Raw genomic sequence first — 12,613 nt, 5'->3', positions numbered from 1 at the left:
CAAAAATTCACCTTGGCTAATAAGTTCTTTTGGACATTAGTATAATCATACAATATGTACTTGCAAACGGATAGTTCGCAATCTTCATATAATATTCATCTATCGCAAAACTAAGATTGATGAACAATCGTTAGAAATGACGATATAAAATATGTGAACTTAATTATACAGGAGGTAAAATGCATTAAGAAAATTGGACCAAATCCAAATAGCATTTATCCTAATGAAAACATAAAACAAATTTGTTATATTAAAAATGTTATTAAGAATCCAAATATCCAAGTTGGAGATTACACTTACTATGATGATGTAAATGGTGCAGAAAAATTTGAGAAATACGTTACACATTATTATGATTTTTTAGGGGAGAAACTGATTATAGGAAAGTTTTGTGCAATTGCTAATGGTATTGAATTTGTAATGAATGGTGCTAATCACCGAATGTGTTCTGTTACAACATATCCTTTTAATATTATGGGAAATGGTTGGAAAAAAGCTACACCGAATATTGTTGACCTACCACTAAAAGGAGATACCATTGTCGGTAATGATGTTTGGATAGGACAGCATGTAGTTATAATGCCGAGTGTGCATATTGGTGACGGTGCAATTATTGCCGCCAACTCTGTTGTTACAAAAGATGTTCCTGCTTATAATATAGTTGGTGGAAACCCTGCTAAAGTCATAAGGAAACGCTTTGATGATAATTTAATCTAATATATGCTAGACTTAAAGTGGTGGGATTGGTCAGCAGAAAAATCAGGCTACTATGCAATATCTTCAGAAGTGCTTCCACAATATGCCGGCGATTATATGGTATTTTGTAAGAATTCTACAGGAGATAATTCATTCCAGAAAACAGATACTTATAAAAATATTCCAGTAGTTAAGAATAATGCAATAACTATCGTATTTATGCCTTCTGCCAATTATGTGGTGATTTTAATTTCCTGCTTTGTAGGTGCAGCAGTAGCAGTGCTTTTAGTTTTTGGTATAAGTGCTTCAAAAAAAGGCGGGTTCTCTTCCATTAGAATAGTTTTGGCAGGCTCAGCAATATCCACATTTCTATATGCAGTTGCCCAAGGGATACAGATTTATTTTAAAGTTTCAAGGGATGTATCGATGTGGACATCTGGGGGACTTGTAGGTACCTCATGGGAGCAGCTTGCTATAATTGTTCCATTTATTTTAGTTGGTATAACTATAGCCATAGTACTTTCCAGGCAACTTACCATATTATCATTAAGTGAAGAAGTTGCAATAGGGCTTGGACAAAAGACTGCCACAGTGAAAGCTGTTTTTTTCGTTGTAGTAATACTGCTGGCAGGTGCGGCTGTAGCCCTTGCGTCAAATTTGGTATTTATAGGACTTATAGTTCTTCACGTTGCTTATTTTGTTGTTGGAAGGGATTATAGATTTGTGATTCCTATATCCGCTGTATTTGGAGCTACACTTTGATACATTAGGTCGTATAATAAGTGCACCTTATGAGACTCCTGTGATTGCAATAATACTTAGTATGGGCATCGGAGCTTCCTCTCTTTCTTATGACAGTTTAATCCCAACTCTTTTAGGACGAGGCACCATAAAAGACCAGTTAGTATTATTTGAACTAAGACTTCCTAGAATAGCAATAACGGTACTAGCTGGTATGGTACTAGCATTATCTGGTTCAATTTTACAGGGCATAACTCAAAATGACTTAGCTGACCCTGGCATCATTGGAATAAATGCCGGTGCAGGAGTTGCAGTGACAGTCTTTTTCTTATTTGTACCAATAAATGCAAATGACTTCTCTTATTTGATTCCTTTTGTAGCCTTCATTGGAGCACTGATTGCAGCGGTAATTATATATGTACTATCTTATAAAAAAGATGAGGGGGTACAGCCCATAAGGTTAGTATTTTTAGGCGTTGGATTTTCAATGGCTTTATCAGGACTGATGATTGTTATAATATCATCGGCGGAAAGGACAAAAGTTGAGTTTATTTCTATGTGGTTATCGGGAAATATATGGGGAGTTGACTGGGTTTTTGTGCTGGCAATTCTCCCATGGTTATTGGTCTTATGTCTCCTCATATAGCAAAAGCTTTAGTTGGACATAGAAATCAAATGTATATTCCAATAGCAATTTTAGTAGGCGGTTGGCTGCTTTTATTTGCAGACACTCTTGGTCAGCATTTAATAGAACCTAACGGAATACCGGCAGGAATTGTTGTATCTATAATAGGGGCACCATATTTTATATATCTTCTGATGAAAAAGTAATTTACAAAACCCTAGAGATAAAATTTATAGATTTTTATGTTGATACGTTTCCTCTGCATTTTCTGGATACCATATTTACACGTTTAGCTTCTAAAGTATGTTAAATAATAGTAATATTACATAGAGAGTTATGACGTAGTTGTAAAAAAAATGTGTACTAAGAGGGGGCGATAATCTTGAAATTTCTTAAATCCTTCATCATTGTCTCCTTATATAAGCTGGTGTCGCTAAATTTAAAACTATATTCATTGTTTTTATATCTCATTTATAGTTTAATATATTTCTCATGTCGCAAACAAAATCTTTAAAAATATGAGTTGTTCATGAATTTTATGTAATATATGTAGGGTAAGGTTTGACGCTTACTACGCAACATTCTTACAGTATTCATCTATCACAAAAGATTCATGAACAATCGTAAAAAAAAATGCAAGTTAAGGGTCCAAAGGTGTATATTTTGAATCAGATATTTACTATAAATGGAGGTATTAAATGAAATATTGTATTCTTGTGGGAAGCCCACATAAAAATGGAAATACATCTAAATTATTAAAGCCGTTCATTGAGGAAATTGAACTTCAACAAGTCCAATATGATTTGATTTCGCTTTATGATAAACATATTGAACCTTGTACTGCTTGTCGGAACTGTCAAAAAGACTGGACGATTTTTGGTTGTGGACATGTCGATGATATGCAGGAAATTTTCGATATAATATATGGGTGTGATGTTATTATTTTAGCTACACCTATTTATTCATGGTACTGTACGCCACCCATGAAATCAATGTTGGACCGTTTGGTGTATGGAATGAACAAGTATTATGGTGATGAAAAAGGTCCCTCTCTATGGAATGGCAAAAAGTTAGCTATTATAACTACTTGTGGGTATAGACCAGAAGTAGGAGCTGATTTATTTGAAGAAGGCATAAAAAGGTATTGTAAGCACTCTCAATTAAAATATGTTGGAATGCTTGCTGAGAGAGATTTAGGGTATAAATCTGTCTTTATAACGGATGATAAAATTCAACATTCAAGGTCGTTTGCTCGACAATTAATATAAAATAGAGAGTAATATAATATGCTTCTCGACTCATAACTCAATTACTATTGTGTTACTTTCACTTTTGTTTCAAAAAAAGTCTAACAAAGACACTAGGCTATTTTATTTTACTTATCATATTCTATTACAAATTCAGACATATTTCTACACTTCCTCTTTATTACCTAAAATACTGTATAATAAAGCAAAATACAACAATTTTTTTGAATAAATTGTTGTAAAATAATCCTATAGAATTGTAACTTTTTACAGCTTATAATGCTCTAATTAGTGTTATAAGTATAAGAAAGGAGACATGGTGTAAATGGACCCCAATATAATAATAAAAAGTACTCAAGAGCAAGATGATGAAGAGTTTATTAAATTAATACACAAATGTAAAGAAAAACTGTATAGGATTGCCTTTGCGTATTTAAAAAATGAGCAAAATTCATTAGATGCTGTAAGTCAATCCATATATAAGGCGTACATGAACATGAATGAACTTAAAACACCAAAGTTCTTTAACACGTGGATTATTAGAATTCTTATAAATACTTGTAACTTAATATTAAAGCATGATAATAAGGTAATCTATATTGAAGATTACAACGAAATCAATAATATAAATGAAAGCTTAGACACAGAATTTAAAATAGATAGCAATATAGATCTATATAATTCAATTGATAAATTAAGTGAAAGGTTTAAAAGTATTGTTATATTGAAATATCTTGAAGATATGACTATTAGTCAAGTATCAGAAATTCTTGATTTACCAGAGGGAACTGTAAAAGTTTATTTGAGAAGAGCTTTAAAAATCTTAAAAACAGAATTAGGTGAGGAGTGTATGTAAATGCTTATCAAAGAGAAGAATGGTTTTGAAAAGATAATTATTTCAGATAAACTTGATAAAGTTGTTGAGAATACTATAAAAAAAGCAAAGTTAGATAAAAAAGAATATAAGATTAAGTTTAATTTAAATGAGTGCTATATGAACTGTTAAGCTCCCTAATCACCTTGGATGAAATGACATAAACAAATAATAGTATTACCAAGGAGAAATTATGAATAATGATATAGAATTAGTTAGAGACAAATTAGAAAAGTTAATAATAGTCACTCAAGGGGTTACTGATTGTAAAGTAGTTTCTTTAAGTCAAGAGCTGGACAAGCTAATTACTAATTATTATTTACAAAATGCACAAGATGGTGTATCTGTATCAATGGAAAAAAACGGCAATGAGAAATATTGAAACGTATCTTTCCAGTTGCATGGCAGCATATAAATTTCTATGGTCGCTATGAATTTAATACAAGTTCAGGTTCTATTAAAATGGATGCAATCATTCTAGAATTAGCTAAATTTAAGATAGTACCAAATGAGTAACTTACTTAGATTGATAGTATACAGTAAAATCAGATAAACTACAGTATTAAAATGCACTTGAAACCTTACTTATCATTAGATAATATTAGTATTTTAGTCTCAATAAAGTATATAACGGGGGGGGGAATGGCATATGGATGATAGTTTTTACAAACAAGAAACAGAGCAATTAGAAATAAGCTTAAAAGAAAGTCAAGAGAAAACCAACAACGTAACTGAATTAATTATTGCTAATAAGGAACTTACTTTTCAAATCAGAGAGAAAACAGACAGGGCAGCTGAGTTAATTATTGCTAATAAGGAACTTGTTTTTCAAATCAGAGAGGAAGCAGATAGGACAGCTGAGTTAATAAATGCATATAAAGAGCTTGCCTTGCAAAGCGAAGAGAAAGCAGATATGGCAGTTGAGTTAATTAATGCATATAAAGAGATTGCCTTGCAAAGCGAAGAGAAAGCAGATAGGGTAGCTGAGTTAATTAATGCATATAAAAAGCTTACCTTGCAAAGCGAAGAGAAAGAAAAATGGGCTGCCGAGTTAATAATTTGTAATAGAAAACATGGGAAATTAATATCTCCTACTTTTAGTAAACAATAATGAGGTTACCATTTCAGCTCATTATTTATAAATATTAAACTTTTAATTAATTGCCCTCTGACTTATACTCAAATGTAATTTGATGTCAATTTAAGTCGCTGGCTCCTCCTGAATTGGGACTAATGAGGAATTTATATCTATATACTTTGGAACGAATTATTACAAAATTTGGCTAAATTTTTTAAAGCAGGGATCCAATCATATGGTTTTAGAGACTTAGAAGTGAAATTATATCATCAAACACGAGTATTTAATTCTTCAGGTTATATTTCGCTATTAAATACATTTTCAGACCATAGAAGTATGGTGGCATCTACAAAGAAATTATTATACAGTGAAATTGAAAATGTTATTCTTCAAAATGATAATGGTTTAACTGTATATGACACGATTGAGTTATATTTGGCAAGAAAATAATGTTTTCTTATATTAATCAATTGCATGTTTGTAAAAAAATTAGGGGGATACATCGGAAAAGTTGCACTTGTGGGAATCTTGTATCTAATATTATAAAAATCCAGTAGACAGGGTAATATAACCGTCTACTGGATTTTTTTAGCCTTTAAAAAAGTTCCATTTGATCAATGGCTACTTCTTCCTCTAATTTAAATCTTGAAGCAATAATAGTTTCTATATATTCCTCGCCTTTAATATGCTCTGATTTTAAATACTTTAATCCACTTTTAAGTTTTGATGGTATTAAATCTAGCACATATATATTATCAAATCTGTTTAATACGGATTCTCCACCCAGTCCAGATAAACAAATAAGCTGCGTGTTGCTTTTTTTAGCTATATCCATAAGAGGCTTTAATAAATGTTCTGCATTGGTTTGAGCAAAGGGGTTATCCATTATAATAACTTTTCCATCTTCATTTCTTGAAAATATATCTGTCTCATCTCGCCTCATGTAGGATAACAAGCTTGATAATACTACAAAAGCAGAAAGGAAGCCTTCTCCACCTGAGTTTAGTGCAATCTCGTCCCAGCCCAACTGGATTTGTCTATCCTCTTCTATTTTGTAGAGTTTAACTTCAATATTACTTATGGATACAACTTCATTGTAAAGATCACGGGTGGTAATACTCTTTGATATTAAGTCTTCTATAGTTTCATTGTTTTGAAGCCTTTCAAGGGCTTTTGTTGTAAGAGTATCTAAAAAATCGTTAACTCTTAATCTATAAAGTTCAATGTTAGGTTCCCACTCTGGTAGTTTTATATTGAGCATCTTTACATACTTATCTCTTATTTTTATAGAAGAGTTATTATCAATTTTACCGATGTTAGTATGTACCTCAAGCACGTATTCGTAAATGCTTTGAGCCACATTATCTTTTTCCCTTGTTATTAAATCGATATCTGCCTGAAGTTTTTCCATTAATGCACTGTGAGCAGCCAGTGTTATGTTTAAATTTTCTATTACCATATCAGGCTTATCTACACTTGCTTCAATTATTTCTAAGGACTTTTTAAAGAAATCATCATTTAAAAATAGTGGTTTTCTTGATACTTTATTTATTTCAGTGCTTAATTGGAGACTTTTATTTGATTCTTCCACAAGTGAATATCTATAATCACGTCTAAGTTCTCCGCTATACTTGTTAAGTCCCTCAATTTTAACATCTAGGGTAAGACCAGTAGTTATAACAAAATCCTTAAACTCCTCTAGATTAGATAAATTACTTTTGAGCTTTTCTACAGTATTTTCAGAGAATGATTTCTCGCTCTTAACTAATTCTAATTCATGATTTTTCGTAAATGTCCTTTTACTAAAATCTATATCTAATATTTCTTCTTTTGGTTTTGGGGTTTCTTTATTAAAATCATCTTTTATCTTTTGTTTTAGAATTTCTATAGTTGTTTCAATTTTTGCAGAAGCTACGTTTAATGCATGCATGTTGCCATTAATTTTATCTATAGATTCTGTAAGAAGTTTTAATGATCCTTTTATTTCTTCTTCTTTAAATTTGTCATAGATTACTTCTCTATATTCAATTTCCTTTAAATCATATTCTTTTCCCATAGCGATGATTTCTTCTTCTTTTGTTTTAAATCTTTCATTTGCGCCTTGCAGACTTTCTTCTAAAAGTTGAATATCTGTGGAAATTTCTTTAGTTAAGCTATCGTACCTAGCTTCCAAATCTTCTATATCCTTTTCTAGAAGTACACCTTGATTATATTGATTGTACTTATTAAAATTCTCTACAAGTTTTTTCAGTTTTCCAGATAGGTCTCTAAATCCATCTAGAAGATTTGATAATGATTCTTCTAAAAGGGTTCTGTTTTTTTCACTATTTGTTTTATCCACAGTAAGTTGATTTATATTTTCACAGTGTTCATCTAGTTTTTTCTTATCAGAAGTATAGTTCTCATAACTTTTTATCAATGAATTAAAGTCTTCTATCTCTCTTTGTAAATGTTGCATTGCATTTTCTTCAAATCTTATTGTTTTGTCTGCTTTTTCTATAGTATTATTTATATCAATTATGGCATCACGAATATTATTAAACATGGTCTCTTTTAATATCAATAAATCTTCTTTTATAATCAAATTTTTCTCTAAAGAATCATAGGTTTCTTTATCTAAAACGGAAAATTGAACTTTACTCCTGTTTTTTTCATAAAACTCAATATCGCTTAGTTTCTGAGTTAGGATAGTATTTAATGAAGTTATTTCATCATGTTTTAAATTTAATAATTTTTTTAGTTCTACTTCATTTATAAGATTATTGTTAAAGGATACATAAAAAGTGATATCATTTAAATTGCATAAATTATTAACTCTTTCACTAGATTTATTGGTTAAGCTCTCCCTTTTTACTATAGGAATAGGATAAGAGGTAAATACACCTAGGTCCTGTTTTTGAAGTTTTATTAAATCCTCTGGCTCCATAATTAGAGAGTATGGCAGAAAAGGATTATTTTCTATGAATTTAATATTTTCACTTTCACTATAATTATTCTTTTTAAGCCAATCCATACCGTATATTATGCTTATATCTATTTGGCGAAGTTTTTCTTCCATGTCTCTTGGAATTTCTAGTGTTCTTCCAGTTTTAAGCTTTTTTTCTTCTTCTTGTAGTTTATTTAATTTAATAATAAATCTATTTTCTTCTTCTTTTAGAATTTTGATTTTAGAGTTAAACATATTTATTATATAATCTTTGTCAAAAAGTCTATTCTCATCTACATCTATGTATCTTATAATGTTTTTTCTGGTTTCTATTTCTTCAAGCAAAATGATTTTTTCACTTTTCATATTGGTTAGTTCAAAATTTATAGTGCTTATCAATGTCGAAACATCATCTTTTTCTCTTTGTTTGGCATTGATTTCAACAGATTTAGATTCATATATTCTTTTGTTTTTAATAATGATCTCATTTTTTTTACTTGAAATTTCACTAAATGATAAAGTTTCTTTAATTATAAAATCATTACTATAATATCCCATTAAGTTTCGTATAAAAGTTTTTTTGTACCTATTATTGAAATTTTCTTCACTTACGGAATATGAATTTATATTACTTTGCAAGCGGCCCATTGCTACACTTATTTGTTGAATAGTTTTATTAAAATCCTCTATTTCTTTTTTAGCATCAGATATATTTGTTTTTGTAGTCTTTATATTTTCATCACTTTCTTGTAAAACTTTTGAGGTTTCCTTTTGCCTTGTTTCATAATATTTCTTTAAGGTAAAACCTGTATTTTCTCTTTCAGGCTTCAAGTCCTTATTTTTTTCATTTGCAATAGCTATCTGGTTCTCATATCTTTGGACATCTTTTGATGCTTTAACATACTGCTCATATAACTTTGAGCACTCAAGTACTTGCTTCTTTTTTTGGAGAATAGATATATCCTTATTGATATTTAAGGCTTCTTGGTTTGCTTTTTCACTATCTATATTTATTTTTTTAGCTTTGCTTTCAAATTCATAAAAGTCTGTTGAGAGTTTTTCATATTTGATTTCTTTAATATAAAGTTCTATTTCTGAAATTTTTAGCAGAAGTTCCTGTTTATTATTTTCCTCTAAATTTAAACTATCTTCTAAATATTTTATAAGATTAGCTATTTTATTTTTTAAACCTTCACTTTGAATTTTATGCTCAACACATATTTCTGCTACTGAAAGTATTCCCTTTGCACATAACCTAAACTCTCCTATAGCATCTTTTTTCTGGATTTTAGCTTGATTATATCTATACTGGTATATGTACTTTTTAACTATTTCACTAAAATTCTTTATTTTATCTTCATCTTTATTAATCTTATCTTCCACAACTTTAATAAACCATTTTTCCACAAGGCCTGATACATTTTTTGATTCTTGAAAAAGTTCTGATAATCCTGATTCTTTCATGTTGATTTTTTTTATTATGCTTTCCCATTCTTTGTTATTTATCTTAAACTGCCTTAAATTATCAAAATAATTCTTAGTTTGCGCTGGGATAGTCATATCAAAATAATTGAAATTTATGTCTTTATCTTTTTTTAGCATCTCAAGTAGCGATTTAGTGTTACCAAAACTTTTAATTTTCTTAATGTTTTTTTCAATTTCAACTGCTGGAAAATTATTAATGTCATAATCACTGCTGTTTCTATACTCATGTATAAATGTTATTATATCTAAATCCTCTGCAGAGTCATCATCTGAGGATTGGGATCTTTTTCTTACCATCATACCAATAAGGACATAACCCACACCACCATCTAAAACCCACTCAGTTAAAATGTAGCTTGGAGAGCTGTTAGTAAAATAACTATTGAATTTTCTATCTTTTAGATCTCTATACCTTTTATTTACAAAAGGGGCCATCATAAGCTGGACCATTACAGACTTTCCACCACCATTTCTTAAACTCAAAAGGGTACTCTCGCCACCCATATCAAATGTCTCATCATCTATTTTCATCGAATTGTTATTGTAAGTAAAGTTTACAATTCTAAGAGCATTGATTTTACTCATCCATTTCACCTCCAAAAGCTGTAGCTACTCGCCTGTAGTTATTTTTGTTTAATATATTCCAATCCATAAAATTATCTAATTTTGAGGTTGTGGTTATCATGTCATCCACCGGCACATAATTTATAAGTCCTTGATTTTCTAAAAAGTTTAGTATAGTGTATATAAACCCTTCTTTAGTAGTTCTAGAAGTAGTTTGCTTATCTGAGCTTTTAAGCGCTTCGAAACGTTCTAGAATATTAGTATAGGCAATTCCTGTTTTAATTTGAGTTTCTTCTAAATCTTCTTTTTCCACGTTCTCTTTTAATCTATTACTTATTATGTTTAAAAGTTCTCCACCCTTTAAAAAATATTTGCACTTGCTTGTTTTACCTTGAGAACCATAAAATTCAACTAGTAGGGTAAGTATTACAAACTGTGATAGATAGTAATCCTTATCATTGCAATTAGATTTACAGAGTTCTTTTTTAAGCTCGCCTTTAGAGTACCCTAAAAAGTCGTTGTCCTCGTTAGGGATAAGATATATAACCCCACTGTACTTTTCAATCTTGCAGTTACAGGTTTCTCCTTGTTTTTTAACTAAATTCATTACTTCTTCACTCTCGGAATACATTCTAAAAAGATCTTTTTCTTTATCACTTGTTAGTTCTCCATTTTGAATCAAGTAATAAAATATTTTGTTACTAGCATTAATATCTTCTATATTGTACATAATTATCCATCACTACCTTTCCACTTTAAAAGAAACATTTGAACATATAACCGTTTTAACTATGCTATTATCACTTGGAAGTCCATAAAATTTAATTTTTTCTTCACTTTGCAATATTTTAGAGACATAGATATTTTTAATATCACTAAGTTCTATAGTTTCCTCCACCAAGTTTAATATAGTCTCATTTAATTCGAATTCAAATTTTTCTTTTTCTGATATAGTTTCTTCTTTTTCTTTTTTAAGTTCTGATATATCAATATGGCTATACTTTAAAAGTTCAATTATTATTTCTCTAAATATTTCAACGGTAGGTATTAATAATTCTTTAATATTAGGATCAGTTTTAACCTTTTGAGATATTTCTTTAAGAGATATTTCTCCACTCTCGCAGGCTGATTGTAAAATTATTTTCAAGGAGTTTTTGTATTTTAAAAGCTTTATTCTTGATTTTTCCCTTTTCTCCTGGATCCAGTGGCCTTCCTCAAAGGAAACTACTTCATCTTCTTCAAGTTCTTTTGCTTTTATAGGTTTTTGATACTGCAAACACTTATTAAGGTTATATATTTTATTAACAGGTGATCTATATAAAGGCCTAAAAATATAATCGATAGCATCTAATTTAGAACAGTCATTACTAATCACATCGTAGATATCTGTGCCAATATTAAATCTCTTTATAAGAGACATCGAAGCCATTTCCTCTAATTCTTTAGAATAAACACTTTTAAAATCAAAATGAGTATTTAATATCTTTTGTTGCTCTTCAATAGCCCGGCTAAGATATTGACCAATTATTCCTAAAAAATTTAAATTTTCAAGTTCTTTATCATTAAGTTTTTTAACATTTATGCCTTGCTCTTTAATCTCTTGTATTTTAAGATTAACCATAGTTCTATATTCATTAAATTTCTTTCTTGTGGCAGTTAATGAATCCATATTTCCTTCTAATAATTGCCTATATTCTTCTACAGAATAATTAAGAGCATTTTGCCTAATTGTCCTTACAGCATCATGCATTTTTTGAAGTTGTATTCGAAGAAGATTAAATATGTTTTTAATATCATCTACAGCTTTATCATAACTGGCCTTCTCTAGGTGAAGTTTGAAAATCATCTCATGTATGGTGAGCTTCATATTGCTTTCAATCTCTAAAGTAGATAAGAGGAGTGAATACCCATCATCTGTTAAATAATAAGAAGTCCTCTTTACCACGTCATCCACATAAACTATCTTATTAGAAATAAAACTTATGTATATATCCGTGTACTCTCCCTCTTTAAAATCAAAACCTTTAAAATACATTGCTTTACCTTCATCGCACAATACTACGTTTACTATGAATTCACCTAGGTCCTTACACTCCTCGTAACTTAGAGGTTTTTTGAAATACTTCATATTAATATCATCAATGAAACTACCTATACTATCCATAGTGCAGAATTCATCCTTTAAAGACTCCTCCATTATGTAAAGCATAACAGCAAAAATTAAATTCATGTATTCATGGGTTTCCTCAAAACCATAATTCTTCCATGTGTTTCTAAACATACTATTTTTACAAAGCAGAACATATGAACCAACCTTCTTCATTCTTATATCAAAATCTTTAAGAAAATCTACCCGCATTTTTAGCAATCCTCCTAT

At 29.9% G+C, this 12,613-nt stretch carries 12 protein-coding genes and 1 pseudogene; 10 read left to right on the top strand and 3 right to left on the bottom strand.

The window, feature by feature from the left end:
* Positions 1-183: 183 nt before the first annotated feature.
* The 10 genes and pseudogenes from KPL51_RS18745 to KPL51_RS18705 all read left to right on the top strand — a co-directional run.
* Positions 184-714: pseudogene (locus KPL51_RS18745) on the top strand (CatB-related O-acetyltransferase); the annotation flags it as partial.
* Between the two features lie 6 nt (positions 715-720).
* Entirely contained in the window at positions 721-1,458 is a 738-nt protein-coding gene (locus tag KPL51_RS18740) for an iron chelate uptake ABC transporter family permease subunit (protein ID WP_224854468.1), read from the top strand.
* Positions 1,442-2,083, top strand: coding sequence for a FecCD family ABC transporter permease (locus KPL51_RS18735; RefSeq protein WP_224854471.1), 642 nt, complete (start codon positions 1,442-1,444; stop codon positions 2,081-2,083). The genes KPL51_RS18740 and KPL51_RS18735 overlap by 17 nt, the downstream gene beginning before the upstream one ends.
* On the top strand, positions 2,053-2,268 hold the full coding sequence (locus KPL51_RS23710) for an iron chelate uptake ABC transporter family permease subunit (protein ID WP_224854475.1): 216 nt from the start codon (positions 2,053-2,055) through the stop codon (positions 2,266-2,268). Before KPL51_RS18735 ends, KPL51_RS23710 begins: the two co-directional genes overlap by 31 nt.
* Before the next feature lie 492 nt (positions 2,269-2,760).
* A complete protein-coding gene (locus KPL51_RS18730; protein WP_216164871.1) occupies positions 2,761-3,330 on the top strand; it encodes a flavodoxin family protein in 570 nt (189 codons plus the stop codon).
* 304 nt (positions 3,331-3,634) lie between these two features.
* Positions 3,635-4,165, top strand: coding sequence for a sigma-70 family RNA polymerase sigma factor (locus KPL51_RS18725; RefSeq protein ID WP_216164868.1), 531 nt, complete (start codon positions 3,635-3,637; stop codon positions 4,163-4,165).
* Entirely contained in the window at positions 4,166-4,315 is a 150-nt protein-coding gene (locus KPL51_RS18720) for a hypothetical protein (protein WP_216164864.1), read from the top strand. It begins immediately after the preceding gene.
* A 61-nt stretch (positions 4,316-4,376) separates the two neighbouring features.
* Positions 4,377-4,565, top strand: a complete 189-nt coding sequence (locus KPL51_RS18715; RefSeq protein WP_216164862.1) for an aspartyl-phosphate phosphatase Spo0E family protein — start codon at positions 4,377-4,379, stop codon at positions 4,563-4,565.
* Between the two features lie 267 nt (positions 4,566-4,832).
* On the top strand, positions 4,833-5,294 hold the full coding sequence (locus KPL51_RS18710; protein ID WP_216164858.1) for a hypothetical protein: 462 nt from the start codon (positions 4,833-4,835) through the stop codon (positions 5,292-5,294).
* A gap of 222 nt (positions 5,295-5,516) precedes the next feature.
* Positions 5,517-5,711 carry a hypothetical protein gene (locus KPL51_RS18705; RefSeq protein WP_216164855.1) on the top strand — a complete coding sequence of 65 codons (195 nt, stop codon included), beginning with the start codon at positions 5,517-5,519 and terminating at the stop codon, positions 5,709-5,711.
* 145 nt (positions 5,712-5,856) lie between these two features.
* Here the strand turns inward: KPL51_RS18705 and KPL51_RS18700 are convergent, their stop codons facing one another.
* The 3 genes from KPL51_RS18700 to KPL51_RS18690 are packed head-to-tail and all read right to left on the bottom strand — an operon-like array spanning position 5,857 to position 12,595.
* Positions 5,857-10,257, bottom strand: coding sequence for a coiled-coil domain-containing protein (locus KPL51_RS18700; protein ID WP_216164852.1), 4,401 nt, complete (start codon positions 10,255-10,257; stop codon positions 5,857-5,859).
* On the bottom strand, positions 10,250-10,966 hold the full coding sequence (locus KPL51_RS18695) for a DUF6063 family protein (RefSeq protein ID WP_244998139.1): 717 nt from the start codon (positions 10,964-10,966) through the stop codon (positions 10,250-10,252). The genes KPL51_RS18700 and KPL51_RS18695 overlap by 8 nt, the downstream gene beginning before the upstream one ends.
* A gap of 12 nt (positions 10,967-10,978) precedes the next feature.
* On the bottom strand, positions 10,979-12,595 hold the full coding sequence (locus KPL51_RS18690; RefSeq protein ID WP_216164849.1) for a hypothetical protein: 1,617 nt from the start codon (positions 12,593-12,595) through the stop codon (positions 10,979-10,981).
* Positions 12,596-12,613 lie beyond the last annotated feature (18 nt).

It is taken from the genome of Clostridium bowmanii (assembly GCF_018861315.1).
In the GTDB taxonomy this organism is placed as follows: Bacteria; Bacillota; Clostridia; order Clostridiales; family Clostridiaceae; genus Clostridium_AD; species Clostridium_AD bowmanii.
The sequence above is the reverse complement of the archived record's forward strand: the minus strand, read 5'-3'. Positions and strand labels throughout refer to the sequence as shown.